The sequence below is a fragment of the Syntrophomonas sp. UBA1041 genome (assembly GCF_002316705.1).
In the GTDB taxonomy this organism is placed as follows: Bacteria; Bacillota; Syntrophomonadia; order Syntrophomonadales; family Syntrophomonadaceae; genus DTU019.
Map to the genome: position 1 here is coordinate 5,993 of NZ_DCEA01000121.1, position 20,708 is coordinate 26,700.

Sequence of the window (20,708 nt, forward strand, 5' to 3'; positions counted from 1 at the left end):
GTTTATGTTGGGCGGCCTGTCGCTGCTGCCTCTGTTGTTTGTCTTCCGCGATAAAACACAATCTCTGTCCACGGAATTTAAAGACGCCCTCCTGCCGGGAATACTAGCCGGAACGGTTCTGTTTATAGCTGCTTCCCTCCAACAAATCGGACTCGTGACTACCACCGCGGGCAAGGCTGCTTTCGTGACCAGCCTGTATCTGGTACTGGTGCCGGTTCTGGGTATTTTCATAGGGCAGAGAGCTTCCGCTTCAATCTGGCTGGGGTGTATGCTGGCCATGGCGGGACTGTATTTGTTATGTATCAAAGAGGCGGCCGGCATTCAACCGGGGGACCTTCTGGAGCTGATCGGGGCACTCTTCTGGGCTTTTCACATCCTTATCATCGGCTATTTCTCTCGCCGGGTCGACGCCTTGAAGCTATCCTGGTTTCAGACCTTAACCTGTTCCATACTCAGTTTGATTACTGCAGCCTTTACTGAGACCATCGTTATGGGCAGCCTGATGGCCGCAGCCGTACCCATAGTATACGGCGGGGTATGTTCGGTGGGAATTGCTTATACCCTGCAAATAGTGGGGCAAAAACACGCGCCGCCGGCCGCAGCAGCCATTATACTCAGTATGGAAACGGTATTTGCGGTACTGGGAGGCTTTTTGTTGATTGGCGAGACCATGGATGTCCGGGAGATCATGGGCTGTGCACTGATGCTGTCAGGTATGCTGGCTTCCCAGCTGCAGGATCTGCGCAGCAATAAAACCGAAGCCTGTCAGCATTCGTATCAGTAAAAGTTCGTTAATATCTGCTGAGCGGCATTAACGTCAAAGGATATAATGGACAAAAACCAGTCATAAACATAAAATTAAAATAGTAGCTTTAGTTTATTAGAAAGCGTGTATCCGAATGGCTCACCTATCCAAGAACTTGATTGGCAAAAGTGCTTTATTGTTAGTTTTGTCAGGAGAAGACGCCAATGACAGCTATCTTAATACCTTGGAACAGCTGCAGTGGCAATGCTGTGTGGGCAAAGTAGGCTCGATGGAGTCTCACAAAGTCGTAGCTGCGATTGAAACCGCGGCCAAGAAGAATCAGCTCATCAAACCCGAGGTATACCGGGAATCTCATGCCCTCTACCACGCTATCCTGGAAGCCATGGAGGGAGTGACCCGGGGGCAGATACAGTTGGGTTCGGTTCAGCGCACCGTCGGGCTGAGGTTTTCAATTATCAAAGGCAATCCCTATGACGGCATGGAAGAGGGTCAATGGATCGCGGTGGCCTTGTATGGCACCATTGGAGCACCGATAAAGGGCCTGGAACATGAGGTGGTAGGCCTGGGCATCAATCATATCTAGCTGTTTTTTAAAACCGGATACTTTTAGGAGCCTATAGCGTTTAGTTGATAGGGGGCTCTATTAGTGAAAGTCTGTGACTTTTATTAATAGAGCCTTTTTTATTAAAGAGAGGAGGTATAAAGATGGTTACATTAACCGGCCATTCCCTGACCCTGGGAGAGATCAGCGATGTGCTCTATAAGAATGAAAAAGTAAACATTTCACCGGCCAGCCTGGAAGACGTCGATTCCAGCCGCAGAGCGGTTGAGAGCATAGTAGAAAAAGGCAGAATCGTATATGGGATCACCACCGGTTTCGGAAAATTAAGTGATGTGCTGATCGATTGCGAAGATTGCCAGGAACTGCAGCTTAATTTAATCCATTCCCATGCCTGCGGAGTGGGCGAGATGTTTCCGGAAATCGTCAGCCGGGCCATTTTGCTGCTGCGTGCCAACACGCTCCTAAAGGGCTTTTCCGGGGTGCGCAGAGTGATAATCGAAACCCTGGTACGGATGCTCAATGCGCGCATTCACCCGCTCATACCCCAGCAGGGCTCGCTGGGCGCCAGCGGGGACTTGATCCCCCTCGCTCACCTGGCCCTGGCGTTAATCGGTGAGGGGAGGGTACACTATCAGGGCCAAGAATGTCCCGCCCTGGAAGCCCTGCAAGCTGAAGGAATCAAGCCTGTCATACTGCAGGCTAAAGAGGGGTTGGCTCTAATAAACGGAACTCAGGCCATGACCGCTATGGGGGCGGTGGCCTATTTGGAAGCAGAAAAACTGGCTTATCAGGCCGAGATGATTGCCGCTTTAAGCGTAGAGGGGCTGCAAGGAATTATTGACGCGTTTGATGACGCGATACACATGGCCCGTGGATATCAGGAACAGGTAGACGTTGCGCGGAGGATGCGAAACATCCTGAAAGGAAGCCAGCTGACCACCCGTCAGGGAGAGCTGAGGGTTCAGGACGCCTATTCACTGAGGTGCATCCCTCAGGTGTTCGGGGCTACCTGGCAGGTATTGGGCTATGTTAAGGAAAAGCTCGAGATCGAAATCAACGCCGCTACCGATAACCCGCTGATTTTTGATCATGGCAGCAAGGTGATCTCCGGGGGCAACTTCCATGGCCAGCCCATGGCCTTCGCTATGGATTTTCTTAAGATTGGCATGGCGGAACTGGCCAATATCGCGGAAAGACGGGTGGAACGCCTGGTGAATCCGCAGCTCAGCAATCTGCCCGCTTTTTTAAGCCCTCAGCCAGGTTTGCAATCAGGGGCCATGATACTGCAGTATTGCGCCGCTGCCCTGGTATCGGAGAATAAAACCTATGCCCACCCCGCCAGTGTCGATTCCATACCCTCCTCGGCCAATCAGGAAGACCACGTGAGCATGGGTACCATCGCCTCGCGGCACGCTTATCAAATCATACAGAATACCCGCCGGGTGCTGGCCATAGAATTGATATGCGCCCTGCAGGCCGTGGAACTGCGCGGCGCAGAAAAGCTGTCTCCGCTTACCCAGCGCTTGTATCAGGGGGCCCGCGCTGTCATCCCCGCCATCACCAGAGACAGGGTGTTTGCGGCTGATATAGAAAACGCGGCCGCCTGGCTGCGGGACGATTGGCAGGATATACTGGTATCAGATGAGCCTGAACCTATGGTTCAAATGATTATATAAGGAGGCCGGGAATTTATGGACAACCGCTATAATGCTATGCTAGTCAAGCTGGATGATGAACTGCCTGACATGCCTGATTTTTGGCCGGGAATAAGGAGAGCTCCGGCGAGAGGCTTCAGCTTGACCCCATCTCAAACGGAAACCGCTTTAAAGAACGCCTTGCGCTACGTTCCGGAAAACCTCCATGAGATTCTGGCTCCTGAGTTTTTGCAGGAGCTGATCACTTATGGCCGCATTTACGCTTACCGTTATCGCCCTCCCGGAAGGATATACGGCCAAGCGATAGATTCGTACAGCGGCAACTGTGTAGAAGGCCGGGCTTTCCAGGTGATGATAGACAATAACCTCGATTTCGAAATAGCCCTTTACCCGTATGAACTGGTTACCTACGGAGAAACCGGCTCGGTATGCCAGAATTGGCTTCAGTACCGGCTGATAAAAAAATACCTGGAAATATTGGGCCGGGATCAAACCCTGGTTGTGGAGTCGGGGCACCCTTTGGGGGTTTTTCCCTCTAAACCGGAAGCGCCGCGAGTAATAATAACTAATGCCTTGATGGTGGGCATGTTCGATAATCAGGCAGACTGGGAAGTGGCTGCGCAGATGGGAGTAGCCAACTACGGGCAGATGACTGCGGGGGGGTGGATGTATATAGGTCCGCAAGGAATCGTGCATGGGACCTTTAATACCATTCTGACCGCAGGCCGGCTGAAATTGGGAATTCCATCAGATGGAGACCTGAAGGGCAGGCTTTTTGTCACCTCGGGTTTGGGAGGCATGAGCGGAGCCCAGCCCAAAGCCATTGAGATAGCGGGCGGGGCGGGCATCATTGCCGAAGTTGATTACTCCCGCATCAAAACCAGATTCGATCAGGGCTGGGTGAGCAGAATCACTGACAGCAGAGCAGAAGCATTTGGACTGGCCGATTATTACCGGCAAAAAAAAGAAGCCATATCCATTGCCTATCATGGCAATGTGGTCGACCTTTTGGAATATGCGGTTGAGAACAACATGGACATTGACTTGCTGTCAGACCAGACTTCCTGTCATGCTGCGTACAGCGGAGGCTACTGCCCGCAGGGAGTGAGCTTTGACGAAAGAGAGAAACTGCTGGCCACCGACAGGGTAAAGTTCAGGGAAGAGGTCGATAAGTCCCTGCGTAAACATTTTGAACTCATAAAGGTTCTGGTAGAGCGGGGGGCGTATTTTTTCGACTATGGGAATTCATTTATGAAAGCGGTATTTGACGCCGGGGTCAAAGAAATATCGCGAAACGGCATAGATGAGAAAGACGGCTTCATATTCCCCTCCTATGTTGAAGACATTATGGGCCCGGAGATGTTTGATTATGGGTACGGCCCTTTCAGGTGGGTGTGTTTGAGCGGTTCGGAGCAGGATCTGGAAAAGACCGATAAAGCGGCTATGGCATGTATCGACCCGGAGCGCCGGGCTCAGGACCGGGATAATTATATCTGGATCCGGGATGCGCAGAAGCATGATCTGGTAGTAGGGACCAAGGCCAGGATACTTTATCAGGACGCCCAGGGACGGAAAAAAATCGCCTTACAGTTTAATGAAATGGTGCGCAGGGGGGAGATTGGTCCGGTAATGCTGGGAAGAGACCATCATGACGTCAGCGGTACCGATTCGCCCTTTAGGGAGACCGCCAACATCAAAGACGGCAGCAATATCATGGCTGACATGGCGGTACAGTGCTTCGCCGGCAATGCCGCCCGGGGAATGAGCTTGGTAGCCCTGCACAACGGAGGGGGAGTCGGCATAGGCAAGGCTGTAAACGGAGGCTTCGGCCTGGTGTTGGATGGCAGTGAAAGGGTCGATGGCATCATTGAATCAGCCATGATGTGGGATGTTATGGGAGGAGTAGCCAGGCGCTCATGGGCCAGGAATCCAAATTCCATAGCGACCGCTATTGAATACAACCAAACCTATCGCGGCAGGGCCCATATCACCTTGCCGTATCTCCCCGACGATAACCTGATCAAAAAAACCATACGGGGACATTCCCCAAAGGGGTGTGTCCCCAAACCTTAACCGGGCATTCCCGGCAAAGGGTGAGTCCCCGGATACTGGCAGCGATCCGCCAACCTGCTGCCTGACATATAAAGCCGACCAGTATTGAGGGAGGGTGTTTCAGATGTCCCAATTAGTCAGATTAGTGGAGTGTGTACCTAATTTCAGCGAAGGCAGGAATATCGAAACCATTCAGAAGATTTTAGTTCCGTTCTTCATGACCACCGGGGTTAAGTTGCTGGACTACAGCCCGGATAAGGACCATAACCGCACCGTGGTGACCATTATGGGAGAACCGCTGAGTGTGAAGAAAGCCATATTAGAAGCAACCGGGATTGCGGTCCAAAATATAGACCTTAGAAACCACCGGGGTGCACACCCCCGGATGGGAGCAATCGATGTAGTGCCTTTCATACCATTGCAGGACTATCCGATGCAGGAGGCCATAGCCCTGGCCAGGGATACCGCTCAAGCCATGGCCGAACAGTATAACTTGCCGGTATTTTTGTATGAAAAGGCGGCGGCCGCTCCAGAGCGGGAGAACCTGGCCAACATCAGGAAAGGCGAGTTTGAGGGCCTTGGGACCAAAATGTTGCAGCCGGAGTGGAAGCCTGACTTCGGACCGGAGCAGCCGCATCCCAGCGCTGGAGCAAGCGCAGTAGGGGCCAGAATGCCTTTAATAGCGTTTAATATCAATTTAAACACCAGTAACCTGGATATTGCCAACCAGATCGTCAGATGTATACGCCACATATCGGGTGGATTAAGGTATTGCAAGGCCATGGGCGTGGAATTAAAGGAAAAAGGGATGGTTCAGGTATCCATAAATATGACTGATTATACTAAAACCGCTCTTTACCGGGTATTTGAGATGGTGAAATTTGAAGCCCGCAGGTACGGGGTGACGATAGCAGGCAGCGAGATCATCGGTCTTACACCTATGGAAGCATTGCTCGATGCGGCGGTTTATTATATGCAGATTGAGAATTTCAGTTTAAAACAGGTGATTGAAAATAGGATGCTGGAATGAGGTGATTGCCATGAGAGCGGATTTGATCATAAGATCTGACGGCATTTTAGACTGCCGGGACAACGTTCCCCTGCAGGTTACCGATGGATATATAGCTGTTGCCGGGGACAGAATAATGGCCCTGGGCAGGGGCGATGCCGGTGCGCCAATATGTGGACCCCGGACAGAAATAATAGATGCCAGGGGCAAGACCGTAATCCCCGGACTTATCGATGCACATACCCACCTGGTTCACGGCGGATCACGGGAAAAGGAGCTGGCATTGAAACTGAAGGGGATGTCTTATCTGGACATTCTTAAGAGCGGCGGGGGGATTCTGGATACCGTAGCCAAGACCCGGCGGGCTTCCCGGGAGGAATTGAGCAACAAGGCCAGAAAAAGCCTGGATCGGATGCTGATCCATGGGACCACCACAGTCGAAGCCAAAAGCGGCTATGGCCTGGACCTGGAGACCGAAATAAAATGCTTGCAAGTCGCACAAGAACTCAATGATGAGCATCCCATCGACCTGATCAGCACCTATATGGGAGCGCATGCTATTCCTGAAGAATACGCCGGAAACCCGCAGGGTTATATCCGGTTAATGACTGAGGAGATCATGCCATATATAGCCCGGCACAGGCTGGCCGAATTTATAGATGTTTTTTGCGAGGAAGGCGTATTTTCACCCCGGGAAGCCCGGGTTTTAATGGAGTCGGGACGCTCGATGGGCTTTAAACTCAAAATCCACGCCGATGAAATCGTTCCCCTGCAGGGCGCGGAACTGGCCGCTGAAATGGGGGCCGTTTCCGCGGATCATCTCCTGGCCGCCTCTGAAGACGGTTTGAACGCGATGAGCCAGGCCCGGGTAACCGCCGTGCTTCTTCCTGGGACCTCTTTTTATTTGATGCTGGGCAAATATGCCGACGCCGGGAAAATGATGGCGAAGGGCATTAGAGTAGCCCTGGCCAGCGATTACAATCCGGGTTCTTGCCCCACCGAAAATCTTCAGGCGATCATGACTTTAGCCTGCTTTGGCATGAAGCTGTCCCCTGAGGAGATATTGAAAGGCATGACTATAAACGCCGCCCATGCAGTTGACCGGGCTGCAGACATAGGCAGCATCGAGGCCGGCAAAAAAGCCGATCTGGTCATTTTGGACGCCCCCAACTGGGACTATGTTATCTATCATTTCGGCGTAAACCATGTAGATAAAGTGATAAAAAGCGGCCGGACAGTTGTTGATCGAGGCAGGTTGGTATAGAGAGGAGTGTATGGTTTGCTATATGATATGACATTACACGATTTTAATGATTTGCTGGCCAGTCCGGCGCCGGCGCCAGGCGGAGGCAGCACTGCAGCCCTGGCGGGAGCCTTCGGCTCGGCCTTGTCCATAATGGTGATCAATCTTTCCACGAATAAGAAAGCTTATGAAGCCCTGGATGCAGAATTAAAATACCAGATAGCAAAGGACTATGAAACCCTCAAAATACTGAATAGCCAGCTGTTGAAGCTGTGCGATGATGACACCAGGGCCTTTAACCTGGTCATGAAAGCCATGAGGCTGCCCAGGAAAACCGAGGAGGAAAGCCTGGAACGCAGCGAGACTATGCAGAAAGCCAACCTGTATGCCCTGGAAGTACCCCTGAAGGTGGCCGAAAAATGCCTCCAGGTGTTAAAGCATCAAATCAATATTGCCCGCTATGGAAATAAAAACGCGGCTTCAGACATTGGAGTGGGGGCCTTGCTGGCATATTCCGGTCTGGAAGGCGCGGTTCTCAATATTATGATAAATATCCCCGGTATTTCAGAAGAGGCCGTTATAAACGCGGCCATTGAAAAATATAAAGGCTTCCTGGAGGAAGGGGAGAGGTTGAAAACCGAAATCATGGCCATCGTAAAACATAGAATCACCGCAGCATAAAAATGGGATTATGTTTATAGCCGGGCGGTTTTTTCTATTTGCTCAATCTTCAAACCGGGTATATAATTAAAATTACTAAATTAGTAATCTACTAATTTAGTAAACCGGAAAGGATAATAGCTTATGAAGATTCCAACTGCTTTAAAACACAAACCGGTGATTGTAGTGGAAGACTACGAGAATGTTGATGGCAGATACGCGTATAAATCAGATGCCAAGGGGCTTTCTCTGGGTTTGGCGCAATGGAATGACCGTGGCAAGCTGGATATTTCAGCCAAAGTATGGAGACACACCGGGGAGAAATGGTCCAGGCAATCTGAGGAGCTGCCGCTGCACCGGGTGTTGGACCTGGCCATTCTCATATGCAGAGCCAGGTTTCATTTCAGTGAGGCTTATCGTTATGAGAATTTCTATGATCCTGATAAACCCTCTATCGACAGGGTGGGTTTGCAGGGCGATGCCATGACTGTCGAGGTATGCACCGCTAACGAAAGGATCGATGAGGATATCAAGCTGTTCAGTCAGGCCCTCAGCAATGATGATGAGCTTATTGGGGAACGTTTGAAAGCCTTGTTCAGAATACTGCAGGAAATGGGGTATTGATATGAGCTCGACCGCCAAGAAGATAAATATAGACATCTTCTTGAATAATGATGGCCAAATCAAGCAGATCCCCAGGCCAAACCGCACTAAAATCCCGGTTTTGTCCTATCTGGCCAGTAAATTCGAGCGGGAACGTATTTACAGCGAAAAGGAAGTCAATGCGTTAATCGACAGGTGGCATACCTTTGGGGACTATTTCCTGCTGCGCAGGCTTTTGATCGATTGCGGATTTTTGGGCCGAACCGCGGACGGCGCTCAGTACCGGGTGCTGGATTCTATATCAGAATGTTATAGGCATGGAAAAAATAACGGAAACAAACCGGATGTACTTCACGGATGAAGCTATACTTACTATAATAAAAAATATATGATATCGGAGGTTATGGGAGTTGCAACACACATTCTTATTTGAGGAAGGCTTCTGGAAAGCCAGTGGCTATTATTATACAGAAACCGGGCAGGCCCATCAGGTTGAAGGGCAGGTGCGTATCTTTCATGAAGATGATCTGTGGATCAATGATGGGGTGATGAAGGTTATTGGTCAGGAATCTATCGAGATCCGCAACCGCTATGAGGTTATTCCCTGGGATGAAGGCAAAGAGTTGACTACCTGGGTGTCGATGAATCCCGGTCTGGGCCTCCTGGAAGGGACTTTTACGGTTGCGGATGATTGTATCCTCTCTGACTATAAAGCCGAAAAAGGCGATTTCTCCGGCGCGGAGGTCTTGATCAGAACGGCTGCGGACCGTTATTTAAATAGGGGGGTCCTGGTGTACAAAGGAAAGGAGAAACTCTCCTCCTGGTCAGTAGAACTCAACAGAATACCAAATCCGACTTATTAAAAATATAGCGGGATTCTTTCTGTGGGGAGGCAAATTGCCTTCTGAGTGGTTTAACATAAAATTACTGCCCCAGGCATATACTGTAGCAGACTTGCCAATATATTACCCTGAATGGTAATATATTATTCAGTAGTATGGTATTTATCGGTGTATGATACTAAAACTGCATATGCGTAGGAAAAGTAGAATGGTAGGATTTGGGATGTGATACCCCGGATGGTGTTATACCTGCCTGGGGATTTTGCATTTTTATAACTCCTCTGGGGGTTTTTTTGCTTTTCCTGGGCAAAAACAAAAAGGGAGGACGTAAAGGTGAATTTTGCTCAGAGTAGGAAGGTAGGCAGGAGATGGAGAAAGACCATCGCCTGGGCACTGGCTTTTGTGATGTTACTGGCTTTCAGCGCCCTTACCGGGTGCGGTCCGAAAAGCGCTGCCACCGGAGCTGACGCCAAAGTAGTGGAATTAAAACTGGCTCACTTCTGGCCCGCCACCCATCCGGTTGAAACCCAATTGATACAGCCCTGGGCCAATGAGATCAATCAAGCAACAAATGGAAAGGTCAAGATCACCAGCTATCCGGGTGAGACCCTGTTAAAAGCCAATGACATCTATGACGGGGTGGTAAAAGGGGTGGCAGATGTTGGCGTTTCCTGTTTTTCATATACGCGTGGACGCTTCCCGGTCCTGGAAGTCTTCGAACTGCCGGGCATCACCTATGAGAGCTCCAGGGTGAGCAGCAGGGTAGCCTGGGAGACCATTCAGTCCATAACCCCCAAAGAGGTTCAGGATACCAGACTCTTGATGGTATTCACCACCGGCCCTGGCGACCTGTACACCAAGACCGCGGTAGATACCCTGGAAGATGTCAAAGGCATGGAGATCAGGGCTACTGGCTTGAGCGCTAAAACTCTGACCGCGCTCGGGGCCAGTCCGGTCGGTATGGCTCAATCAGAGGCTTATGAGGCCCTATCCAAAGGGGTGGTGAAAGGCAATCTCGGTCCTGACGAAGTCTTGCAGGGCTGGAAACAGGCCGAGGTCACATCTTACCTGACCAAGACCCCTTTCCTCTATAACACCTTGTTTTTTATGACTATAAACAAAGACAAATGGGATGCCCTGGGGCCGGAACTGCAGCAGGCCATAAATCAGGTCAACCAGAAGTATTTTGAAGAGGTTGCCGTCGGCCTGTGGGATCAGCAGAACGAAGCCGCCCTTAAATGGGCGGTGGAGCAGAAGGGCATAAAGGTCATCGAATTAAGCCCAACGGAGAGCCAGCGCTGGATTTCCCTGGTGGAACCCATCCAACAGGAATACGTTAAAAATATGAATGCCATACAGGTAAACGGTCAAGAGATTCTGGATGAGATTAAAGCTCTGGCCGCTAAATACAACGCCGAGTTGTAAGGAGGGCTGAAGATGAAGAAATTCAGCGGATTGGTGGAACGGTTTGGCCGCTTTTTAGACAACATCGCCGCTTTCTGTGTAGCGGCCACCATGGTAGTGGTAGTTTTGAATGTCATCTTGCGGGCTTTGTTTAACCGCCCCCTGTTGGGAACTGTCGAATATGTAAACATACTTACAGCTGTCACTATAGGCCTGGCCCTGGCTTATTGCGCCTTCTGTGACGGGCAGATCGCGGTTGATTTCTTTATGGAAAAACTGCCCGCCCGGGCCCAGGCTACTTCGGATATCATCACCGGAATGCTGGCCTTGGGATTCTGGGGACTGGCAGCCCGCTACATGCTGGATTACAGTTATGAAATGCTCACCACCGGGTTGGTCAGTTCCACCGCGCAAATCCCCATGTATCCGGTATCATATCTGATCACTTTCGGGCTGGGGGCTTTGTGTCTGGTGCTCCTGCACCGCATATCGGTATCGGTGAGAAAGGCATGGGAGCTGGCATGACTGCATCAACTTTGGGCCTGATAGGCATAGTAGTCTTTCTGGCATTATTGGCCTTGCGCATGCCTATAGCATACGCCATGGCCCTGGTTGGATTCGCCGGATTCGCCTACCTGACCTCTGCCACTGCAGCCCTGGATATGGTGGCCAAGGAATTGTTCAGCACTTTTTCATCGTACAGCCTGAGCGTGATCGCGATGTTCGTGTGGATGGGATTTCTGGCTTATTATTCCGGAATTGGCACCCGTCTGTATATTTTCGCCTACAAACTTATCGGGCACTGGCCGGGGGGCCTGGCCATAGCAACCCAGACCGCCTGCGCCATCTTCGGCGCCATCTGCGGGTCAAATACCGCCACAGCAGCTACCATGGGCGCTATCGCTCTGCCGGAGATGAAAAAATACAATTATGACAACTCCATAGCCACCGCTAGTGTGGCAGCCGGAGGTGTCCTGGGTGTCTTGATCCCTCCCAGTGTCATATTCATAGTCTATGGGATGGCAACCGAAATTTCGGTGGGAAAATTATTTATGGCCGGAATATTGCCGGGAATACTTTTGATGGTATTGTATCAGCTCACCATTTCACTCTTGACCTGGCGCAAACCCGAGTTGGGGCCAGCCGGACCGCGCTCCAACTGGGCCGAACGCTGGGGTGCCTTAAAAGGCGCTCTAGGTCAGGTTTTGCTGGTATTTGCCATTTCCATGGGGGGGCTGTTCATGGGCTGGTTTACGCCCACCGAGGCTGGTGCAGTGGGTGCTTTCGGAGTATTGCTGGCGGCGTTGATGGGCAGAAGCCTGAATTGGGAAGGTTTTAAGAAATCATTATATGATACCACCAGAACCACGGCCATGATTATGCTGCTTATAGCCGGAGCCATGATATTCGGACGGTTTCTGGCCATTAGCCGGGTTCCCTTTGAACTGGCCTCTTGGACCGGGGCTTTGAGCCTGCCGCCCTTCGCGGTAATGGGAATTATCCTGGGAATATATCTGGTTCTGGGTTGTTTTATCGACGCCCTGGCCATGATTCTGCTGACCATACCGATTTTCTTCCCTATCGTCACCAATACCCTGGGGTATGACCCCATCTGGTTTGGGGTCATAGTGGTCCTGGTGGTGGGTATGGGCATTATCACCCCGCCGGTAGGCATGAATGTATTCATTATCAAAGGCATCGCCCCGGATGTGCCTTTGGAGACCATATTCAGAGGGATCTGGCCGTTCCTGGCCGCCATCGTGGTATGCCTGGCTATCCTGATGATTTTCCCCCAGATCGTCCTCTTCCTGCCCAACTTGATGTCCTAAGACAAAACATAAAGGGACGGGTTGTGACACTTTTAAATGTGCCACCACTCCCGTCCCTGTGACATTTTGAATTCCTTACCTATCGTTGCGCCAAACCTCGGCCACTTTTACGTCCAGGGCCTGTTTGACAACTCCGGGGACCAGTGTGGACACATCGCCGCCTAAAAGGGCGGCTTCTTTGACCCCGCTGGAGCTAACAAAAATATAGTCAGTATTAGACATGATGAATATGGTATCAATCTCGGGAATAAGCATCTTATTCATCATTCCCATATGCATTTCATACTCGAAGTCGGTAACCGTGCGCAGTCCCCTGATGATAGCGCAGGCTTCCTTACGGCGCAAGTAGTCGGCAAACAATCCATAGAAACAATCGACTTCCACATTGCTGATATGCTTGGCGCTTTCCCTTATCAGGTGAACCCTTTCATCCAGGCTGAAAAGAGCGCTCTTGGTGACATTATGGATAACCGCGACGACTATTTTATCAAATAATCTACTGCTTCGTTCCAGGATATCAATATGACCGTTGGTTACCGGATCAAAACTTCCTGGATATACTGCCAGACGCAACTCGTCTACCCCCTCAGCTATTCTGTCTATATTTAAGTTAATAGGTGTTCGCTTTAACAAGATGATTTCCCTGCCACAAACTGTGATTTTCTCAGTTTTTGGTTTTATTTTGCCCAGTTTGGCAAAAAAGAGCCTTATTAGGCCCAGGACCGATCATTATTCGATCCTATTGACCCGCAGGCCTGCTCCAAAACAGGCTAAATATGGCTTTTGCCGCTAAATTTGTCGTGGAAAGCTGAAGAGGGAGGATAGTGTGCTACGATAATAAAAACAATACCTTTAAGGCTGGTATGGCAGAGTATGGTTTTGTCCAGCAGTCGATATTGGGTATAATGACAATTAAGCGAGAAAGGAATATACCATGATCCCCAGAGATTATATGTTAAAAGCCCTGGATGCCAGCGGCGGGGTTAAAATAATCCTGGCAGCTTCCACCCGGTTGGCGGAAAACGCTCATCAGCGCCATGGCACCTCAGCGACTGCTTCGGCTGCCCTGGGCAGGGTCTTGACCGCAGCCCTGCTCATGATCCATGATGTCAAGGACCCCTCAGATGTAGTGAGCATCCGCTTCAACGGGGATGGGCCGGCTGGAGTCATCATTGCTACTGCCACCGGACTCGGCACCGTAAGAGGATATATTTCCAATCCACAGGCTGATCTGCCTGCGACTCCGCTGGGCAAGCTGGATGTGGGGGGGCTAATAGGCCGTGAGGGTTATGTTGAAGTGGTCAAGGACATCGGTTTAAAGCAGCCCTTCAGCGGCAGGGTGCCGTTAGTCTCAGGCGAGATCGCCGAGGATCTGGTAAATTATTATCTGCATTCCGAACAGATTCCAACTTTGCTGGCATTAGGGGTTTTAGTTGATGTGGACCTGACGGTTGTATCGGCTGGAGGCCTTATGGTGCAGGCTCTTCCCGGGGCTGATGAACAGGTTGTAGCCCAGATAGAAAGACAGGTACTGGATATCGGAAATATCAGCGCCAGTTTGGCAGAGGCCGACAGCCTGGAGGCTTTGCTCAAACGCGTTATGGGCAGTCTGGAATATCAAATCATAGGAGAGCAGGATCTGGAGTTCTGCTGCACCTGTAACCGGGAACGCCTGGCGGTTATCCTCTCCAGTTACAGCCGGGAGGAAATCGAGAGGTTATGTGATGATGAAGGCATTGTAGAAATAACCTGCAACTTCTGCAATGAGCAGTATCGTTACACTCCGCAACAGATAATGAACGCAAAAAAGCCTCAGCCATAAGACTGGGGCTTTTCATGGACTGAATTTATAGGGCCCGCTGTACTTTTCCGGAACGCAGGCAACGTGTACAAACGTTTATCTTTTGAGGTGTGTTGTCGATAATCGCTTTAACCCGCTGAATATTAGGCTTCCATTGCCGGTTGGTTCTTATATGGGAGTGGCTGTATGTTTTCCCGAATGTGATGCCTTTCCCGCAAACATAACACTTGGCCACCTTTCTTGCCCCCTCTCTTCATAAATGCACTTAACTATTTTACCAAAAGGTCAGATAAAGGGCAAGAAGCAGGAATAGATATTGCGTTGTAGAATTAACTTAGTCAGACAGGAGGGACTGGAATGCATAAGATTACAGATACTGAAATCGGTATTATTCAGGTATCCAAGGAGGTCATTCAGACCATCGCGGGGCTGGCCGCAGTTGATTGCTATGGCCTGGTAGGGATGGTGTCACAAGATCTGCAAACCGGGATCAGCAGTATTCTGGGCCGGGAAAACGTGCGCAAAGGCGTCGATGTTCATTATACTGAACAGGGATTTGTAATTGATCTCTATGTTATGATGGGATATGGAATTAAAATAAAAGAGGTGGCCAGCAGTGTCATTCAGAAAGTAACCTATGTTTTGCGACATACCGCTGGCATACCCGTGGCGGCAGTAAACGTTAATGTTAAAGGGGTAAAAGTTCCCGGCAACAGGTAGGGGAGGACATAGAGTTGAGTTTGTTGTTTATCGATGGAAGTGATTTTGTAAGGGCAATTAAAGGAGGCACTGTCAAGCTGGAAAGCCATCGCGACCAGGTTGACCAGCTTAATGTATTCCCGGTTCCGGATGGTGACACCGGCACCAATATGTTTCTTACCCTGCAGTCAGCGGTCAAAGAAGGGGAAAGGACTCAAGATCAGCCCCTGGGAAAGGTCTCCAAGGCGGTTTCGATCGGTTCGCTTATGGGGGCCAGAGGCAATTCCGGAGTCATTCTGTCGCAAATCTTCAGAGGCCTGGCCGCTTACCTGGATCAGAAAGAAAAGGTTGATGCCAAAGAATTGGCAATGGCCTTCAAATCCGGGGCGCGTACCGCCTATGAAGCGGTTATGAAGCCGGTTGAAGGGACTATTCTGACCGTCATCAGAGAAATCAGCCGCGGTTGCGAGGAAGAAGCCCGGAAGAACAATGATGTGGTAAAAGTAGTTCTGGCCGGGATCCGCACCGGTTACAACACCCTGGAGAAGACCCCCTTGATGCTGCCCGTGCTTCGTGAAGCGGGGGTGGTAGATGCCGGGGGCCAGGGATTGTTATATTTTATGGAAGGCTTTGCCGAAGCTCTGGCCTACGATAATGAAATAAACCTGGAAGGGCTGCGCCTGGGATGGAAGGACGCAGTCGAAGTAAAGCCTGCCCCGGAGGCAGTTCCCCTGCTCGATTACCGCTATTGCACCGAGCTTTTGTTAAAAGGCCAGGAACTCAATCTGCAGCAGATTAAAAACAACCTCAGCAACCTGGGGGATTCTCTGCTGGTAGTGGGGGACGAAAAACTGGTAAAAATCCATGTGCACACCAATCATCCCGGGAGGGTATTGGAGTCCTGCCTTCAATTAGGCAGCCTGAACGACATCAAGATTAATAATATGCAAGAAGAAGTGCACCAGCATAAGAATAACTGGCCGGTGAAGAACGGCGCCGCCGAGCAGACCCCGGCTGATTCCCAGCAGGTCGGACTGGTGGCGGTCGGCAGCGGTCCGGGAGTTGTCGAGATTCTTAAAAGCCTGGGGGTGAATCAGGTGGTGGAAGGCGGCCAGACTATGAACCCCAGTACCGAGGAACTGCTTAACGCCTGCGGGAAGATCAATGCATCTGCGGTAATTATCCTGCCCAACAACAGCAATGTCATCCTGGCGGCCCAGCAAGCTGCCCTGCTGGCGGAGAACCAGGATGTCAGAGTGGTTCCCACCAGGTCTGTAATGCAGTGTATTACCGGCCTGATCGCTTTTCAGCCTGATGGAGATTTGGAAGATATGGTGGCCGCTATGGAAGAAGAGATAAAACGGGTCAAATACGCGGAGATTACCAAAGCGGTCAGGGATTCTGCAGTGAATGGATTGGATATTAAAGATGGCGATGTTATCGGCATAATAGGAGACTCCATCGAAGTCAAGGCTGAGGACAACCAGCAAGCCGTCAAAGCGGTTTTGGAGCAGATCGTAGATGAAAATAGCGAGTTGATTACCCTGTTTTACGGGGCTGATGTGGATGAAGACGCGGCCCGCGAGCTCATGACAGAGTTGCAGAGCATTTATGCAGATTATGAGATCCAGGTTCATTATGGCGGTCAGCCCCATTACCGTTATTATATTTCGGTGGAATAATCCCTTGTATTATGAGGCCACCCCGAGCAACGGTTTTTGATAGATTGTAGATTTGGACAATAAGCGGGTTGGCAGCCCGCTTTTCAGTTTATTAGAGGAATACTTATGCAAGCCTTGCGTAAAGAAATTCAGTTTCTTAAAGGTGTGGGACCCAAGCGCAGCACACTGCTGCAGCGGATAGGAATAGATACGGTTTTCGATCTTCTTTGGTACATACCCCGCAGTTACTACAACCGCAATCAAATTCAAAGCATCGCTGAGCTGGAAAACGGACAGAGCTGCAGCACCAGAGGGACCGTGGCGGCTACCAGCTTGAAACGCAGCCGCCGCGGGATGAGCGTTTTTCAAGCCCTTCTGCAGGATAAGAGCGGGGTAGCCACCGCGGTATGGTTTAATCAGCCCTTTTTAAGCAATTCTATCAAAAAAGGCCAGGAAATCTGGATAAGGGGCAAGGTCAAAAAGGCTTACAACGCTACGGAGGTTCAGGTGCAGGAATATGACCTGCTTGAAAATGACGGTCTTTCCCACCCGGTGATTCCGGTTTACGCCCTTACCGAGGGATTGACCCAGCGGATCCTGCGCAAACTGGTGGAAATGGCGCTCTGTGAATATTTGCCCCATTATCCCGAATTGTTTGAACCTGAAATCGCCCGCCGCTTTGGACTGATTGATATCCGCCGGGCTTTCATTAATATTCATTTTCCTGCAGACCGTGAAGCCTATAAACAGGCCCGCCGGCGCTTGGCCTGCGAAGAATTGCTGCTCTTCAATCTGGGACTGAAGCAGTTCAAAACCAGCCAGAACATATACAGCGGGTTCGTACACCGGGAACAGGACCAATTGGTGGAACAGGTTGAACAACAGCTGCCTTTTGCCCTCACCCCTGCTCAGCGGAAGGTAACCAGAGAGATTTTTGCCGATATGGAGGCAAGCAGGCCCATGAACCGCTTGCTGCAGGGGGATGTGGGCGCGGGTAAGACCGCGGTAGCGGCTCTTGCCATAGCCAAATCTATTTCCAGCGGTTTTCAGGCTGCTCTGATGGCTCCCACCGAAATTCTAGCCCAGCAGCATTTCAACAGTATGACCCGCTTTTTCACCGGGCTTAACCGCAACCTGGCCTTGCTGACCGGTTCCACAGGCAGCGCCCGGCGCCATGAAATCTTGACTGCCACCAGTCTCGGCCATGTCGACCTCTTGGTCGGTACTCATGCCCTCATTCAAGAAAAGGTGAGTTTCGCAGCCCTGGGGCTGGCCATTGTAGATGAACAACACCGCTTCGGGGTGAAGCAGCGGGCACTGCTGGGGGATAAAGGGACCAGCCCTGACGTTCTGGTGATGACCGCTACCCCCATACCTCGCACCCTGGCCTTAACCGTATACGGCGATCTGGATTTATCGGTAATAGACGCTCTTCCCCCCGGCCGCAAACCGGTTCAAACCGTATTCTTAAAAAGGGAAGGGCGCCTTAAAGCCTATCATGTCATGCGCCAGCATCTGGTCCAGGGCGGTCAATGTTATGTGGTCTGCCCGCTTATTGAAGATTCTGAAAAACAAGACCTGCTGGCTGCGGTCACCCTCTACGAAGAGTTATGTGACAAGCTGGCCTCCGGATTTAATGTGGGCTTATTGCATGGCAAGATGAAAGCCTCAGAAAAAGAGGCGGTTATGGAAAGTTTTAAGCGCGGCGCCATTCAGGTGCTGGTTTCCACCACGGTAATCGAGGTCGGTGTAGATGTCCCCAATGCCTCGATGATGATCATCGAACAGGCTGAACGCTTTGGCCTGTCGCAGTTGCATCAGCTGCGCGGCCGGGTGGGAAGGGGAACCCGCCAATCGATATGCTTTTTACTGGGTGATCCTAAAAGCCCCGAGGCCTTGCAGAGAATGCATTTGATGACCCATATACAGGACGGCTTCCGCCTGGCCCAAGCCGATTTGACCCTCAGGGGCGCCGGAGACTTCTGGGGGGTCCGCCAGCATGGCCTGCATCAATTGCGGGTGGCCGACCTGGCCCGGGACGGCGACATAGTGGAGATGAGCCAGGAAGTCGCCGCCTGCTTTACCAGTTTAACCCCCCGGCAACAGGATTATTTTGATATGAAATTTAAAAAAAACCATAATATAGCCGCAAATTAGCGGAATTATTATTTTGTTCCTTAATTAATTTCATAAGAAAATATCCAAGCTATTACTGCAGGTTTGCTCCTGCAGTTTTTTGATTTCACAGACTTCTAAAGAAAGCGGAGGTGTCACGGTGGGTAAGGATGATAAGAAGACCCAAAAACTAGATCATTTAAAATTTGAAATTGCTCAGGAAATGGGAATTGCGAGTTCTGAAAAAACCCAGCCACCCCAGAAAGAAATTAAAAACTCATGAAAATACTTCTAGCATAGAAGTCCGGGTCGGGGAAAGAATATGACTACAACAAAAAGGAGGTGAAAAAGAAATGGCAAAAAGCAATAACAGAATTTTAGTTCCCCAGGCACAAGCGGCCATGAATCAATTCAAAATGGAGGCTGCTCAGGAAGTGGGCGTGACTCTGAAGGATGGTTACAATGGTGACCTGACTTCCCGTCAAGCCGGCAGCATCGGCGGCCAAATGGTTAAGAAAATGATCTATGATTACGAGCAGCGCAAGTCAGGCGGTCAGCTTAGCTAACCTCATAACCACAGCGTAATCATTCTAGGTTAAACAAGCGGAAGATGAATATCTCCGCTTGTTTTCATTGTATGCGCAAAATATAAGAGAAAGTAATCAGGTTGCATACAGTTCCAGCTGTTCCTGAGATATACCGGGGAATAATGATTTGCTGACCCCCATGGCCAGGATGCGCGAGGTATTTTCTACGATATCGTCTATCTCCTGCGGAGTTACACCCAGGCTGCCCCCGAAACGGGACAATATGGTCCTGGTGGCATCCAAGGCCTGGTTCTCATTAAACGTAGCCCCGCTGTTTAAGCAAAATTTGCGAATGGCTTCATTGGTAATAATGCTGGCATTGACAATGGTCGGACAGCCTATGGCGATGACCGGAATACCAAGAGCCTCTTCGGTCAACGCTATTCGGGCATTGCCCACGCCAGCCCCGGGCTGAATGCCGGTATTGGCCATTTGGATGGTTGTTCCAATTCGGTCTACATTGGTGGCTGCCAGGGCGTCAACCACTACCATAACAGTTGGTTTGACATTTTCGACCACCCCTCTGATCACTTCAAAAGTCTCCAGCCCAGTGATTCCCAATACCCCTGGTGCGATGCCGCACACCGGGCGCATGCCTTCTACCAGGGCTTCAGGGGCGTGTTGATGGTAGTGGCGGGTGATGGGGCTGTACTCAATAAATTTAGGGCCGAGAGAATCCGGGGTGGCCCGCCAGTTGCCCAGGCCAACCAGCAAAACGGTATCTCCGGGCTGAACCCGATCCCCTAATAAGGTGTGCATGCTTTTCTCCATAACTTCGACAATTTCATTTTTTACATAAGGATCATTGATTTTTAAAGGCGGCGATTGGATGGTGACATAAGTTCCGACCGGTTTCCCCATTTTTTGAGCGCCATTCTGATCTTTGATTATAATGGTGTTGACCTTTACAAATTCCCGTTGTTCGACCTGCTCAATTACTCCCGGGATCTCCTCATTGGCAGCTCCCCGCAGCAGTTCATGGGCCTCTACAGCCAGGTCTATATTCAGACCGAAAGCCTTTAAGATATTTTTCATATTATCACCTCGGTAGTTAGTCTGCACCATGCCTGGAAATTTATACGAAAAATTAAAATGGCGACTCGCGTCGCCATTTTGGGGAGAGGAGAATTTTGTAAAGTTGTTGGGGAGGGTTTGTTTTACCAGAATAACATCTGGTATTGATATCTTTACCCCTAAATAAGGATTATATACAATATTTT

22 protein-coding genes are annotated in these 20,708 nt (G+C 50.5%); 19 read left to right on the forward strand and 3 right to left on the reverse strand.

The annotated features are described in order from the left end of the window. The 13 genes from B2633_RS17855 to B2633_RS17915 form a co-directional block, all read left to right on the forward strand. Positions 1–784: DMT family transporter (locus tag B2633_RS17855; protein ID WP_483171989.1), on the forward strand; the 784-nt coding region annotated here is incomplete at its 5' end. Between the two features lie 115 nt (positions 785–899). Next, positions 900–1,349 (forward strand): hut operon transcriptional regulator HutP, encoded by a 450-nt coding sequence (gene hutP, locus B2633_RS17860; protein ID WP_483171990.1) that lies wholly within the window; start codon positions 900–902, stop codon positions 1,347–1,349. Positions 1,350–1,471: 122 nt separating this feature from the next. Further along, positions 1,472–3,004 (forward strand): histidine ammonia-lyase, encoded by a 1,533-nt coding sequence (hutH, locus tag B2633_RS17865; protein ID WP_483171991.1) that lies wholly within the window; start codon positions 1,472–1,474, stop codon positions 3,002–3,004. 15 nt (positions 3,005–3,019) lie between these two features. Further along, positions 3,020–5,056: a urocanate hydratase gene (locus B2633_RS17870; protein WP_483171992.1), complete on the forward strand. Its 2,037-nt coding sequence runs from the start codon at positions 3,020–3,022 to the stop codon at positions 5,054–5,056. 103 nt (positions 5,057–5,159) lie between these two features. Next, positions 5,160–6,065, forward strand: a complete 906-nt coding sequence (ftcD, locus tag B2633_RS17875) for a glutamate formimidoyltransferase (RefSeq protein WP_483171993.1) — start codon at positions 5,160–5,162, stop codon at positions 6,063–6,065. Positions 6,066–6,075: 10 nt separating this feature from the next. Next, positions 6,076–7,308: an imidazolonepropionase gene (gene hutI / locus B2633_RS17880; protein ID WP_483171994.1), complete on the forward strand. Its 1,233-nt coding sequence runs from the start codon at positions 6,076–6,078 to the stop codon at positions 7,306–7,308. A 15-nt stretch (positions 7,309–7,323) separates the two neighbouring features. Next, positions 7,324–7,968: a cyclodeaminase/cyclohydrolase family protein gene (locus B2633_RS17885; protein WP_483171995.1), complete on the forward strand. Its 645-nt coding sequence runs from the start codon at positions 7,324–7,326 to the stop codon at positions 7,966–7,968. A 123-nt stretch (positions 7,969–8,091) separates the two neighbouring features. Further along, a complete protein-coding gene (locus B2633_RS17890) occupies positions 8,092–8,571 on the forward strand; it encodes a DUF6530 family protein (protein ID WP_483171996.1) in 480 nt (159 codons plus the stop codon). Position 8,572: 1 nt separating this feature from the next. After that, positions 8,573–8,911 (forward strand): DUF2087 domain-containing protein, encoded by a 339-nt coding sequence (locus B2633_RS17895; protein WP_481040281.1) that lies wholly within the window; start codon positions 8,573–8,575, stop codon positions 8,909–8,911. Between the two features lie 49 nt (positions 8,912–8,960). Next, positions 8,961–9,413 carry a hypothetical protein gene (locus tag B2633_RS17900; protein ID WP_483171997.1) on the forward strand — a complete coding sequence of 151 codons (453 nt, stop codon included), beginning with the start codon at positions 8,961–8,963 and terminating at the stop codon, positions 9,411–9,413. A 312-nt stretch (positions 9,414–9,725) separates the two neighbouring features. Further along, positions 9,726–10,817, forward strand: coding sequence for a TRAP transporter substrate-binding protein (locus B2633_RS17905; RefSeq protein ID WP_483171998.1), 1,092 nt, complete (start codon positions 9,726–9,728; stop codon positions 10,815–10,817). Between the two features lie 12 nt (positions 10,818–10,829). Then, positions 10,830–11,321, forward strand: a complete 492-nt coding sequence (locus tag B2633_RS17910; RefSeq protein WP_483171999.1) for a TRAP transporter small permease — start codon at positions 10,830–10,832, stop codon at positions 11,319–11,321. Further along, complete coding sequence (locus B2633_RS17915) at positions 11,318–12,625, forward strand: TRAP transporter large permease (protein WP_483172000.1); 1,308 nt, start codon at positions 11,318–11,320, stop codon at positions 12,623–12,625. Before B2633_RS17910 ends, B2633_RS17915 begins: the two co-directional genes overlap by 4 nt. Before the next feature lie 75 nt (positions 12,626–12,700). Here B2633_RS17915 and coaD read toward each other — a convergent pair whose 3' ends face one another. Then, the gene (coaD, locus tag B2633_RS17920; protein ID WP_483172011.1) at positions 12,701–13,198 is read right to left on the reverse strand and encodes a pantetheine-phosphate adenylyltransferase; all 498 of its coding nucleotides are present in this window, start codon (positions 13,196–13,198) and stop codon (positions 12,701–12,703) included. Positions 13,199–13,577: 379 nt separating this feature from the next. Here coaD and hslO point away from each other — a divergent pair, with 379 nt between their 5' ends. Further along, a complete protein-coding gene (gene hslO, locus B2633_RS17925; RefSeq protein WP_483172001.1) occupies positions 13,578–14,447 on the forward strand; it encodes an Hsp33 family molecular chaperone HslO in 870 nt (289 codons plus the stop codon). Positions 14,448–14,472: 25 nt separating this feature from the next. On the opposite strand, the gene rpmB is transcribed toward hslO, so the two are convergent. Next, the gene (gene rpmB, locus B2633_RS17930; protein ID WP_481040275.1) at positions 14,473–14,661 is read right to left on the reverse strand and encodes a 50S ribosomal protein L28; all 189 of its coding nucleotides are present in this window, start codon (positions 14,659–14,661) and stop codon (positions 14,473–14,475) included. 122 nt (positions 14,662–14,783) lie between these two features. Here rpmB and B2633_RS17935 point away from each other — a divergent pair, with 122 nt between their 5' ends. The 5 genes from B2633_RS17935 to B2633_RS17955 all read left to right on the forward strand — a co-directional run bounded on the left by B2633_RS17935 (position 14,784) and on the right by B2633_RS17955 (position 19,467). Next, the gene (locus B2633_RS17935) at positions 14,784–15,146 is read left to right on the forward strand and encodes an Asp23/Gls24 family envelope stress response protein (protein ID WP_481040273.1); all 363 of its coding nucleotides are present in this window, start codon (positions 14,784–14,786) and stop codon (positions 15,144–15,146) included. A gap of 14 nt (positions 15,147–15,160) precedes the next feature. Further along, positions 15,161–16,807, forward strand: coding sequence for a DAK2 domain-containing protein (locus tag B2633_RS17940; protein WP_483172002.1), 1,647 nt, complete (start codon positions 15,161–15,163; stop codon positions 16,805–16,807). Positions 16,808–16,921: 114 nt separating this feature from the next. Beyond that, positions 16,922–18,943, forward strand: a complete 2,022-nt coding sequence (recG, locus tag B2633_RS17945; RefSeq protein ID WP_483172003.1) for an ATP-dependent DNA helicase RecG — start codon at positions 16,922–16,924, stop codon at positions 18,941–18,943. Between the two features lie 118 nt (positions 18,944–19,061). Then, a complete protein-coding gene (locus tag B2633_RS17950; RefSeq protein WP_483172004.1) occupies positions 19,062–19,184 on the forward strand; it encodes a small, acid-soluble spore protein, alpha/beta type in 123 nt (40 codons plus the stop codon). A gap of 70 nt (positions 19,185–19,254) precedes the next feature. Beyond that, the gene (locus B2633_RS17955) at positions 19,255–19,467 is read left to right on the forward strand and encodes an alpha/beta-type small acid-soluble spore protein (protein WP_481040265.1); all 213 of its coding nucleotides are present in this window, start codon (positions 19,255–19,257) and stop codon (positions 19,465–19,467) included. A gap of 96 nt (positions 19,468–19,563) precedes the next feature. Here the strand turns inward: B2633_RS17955 and gpr are convergent, their stop codons facing one another. After that, positions 19,564–20,523, reverse strand: a complete 960-nt coding sequence (gene gpr / locus B2633_RS17960; protein ID WP_483172005.1) for a GPR endopeptidase — start codon at positions 20,521–20,523, stop codon at positions 19,564–19,566. Between the last annotated feature and the right edge of the window lie 185 nt (positions 20,524–20,708).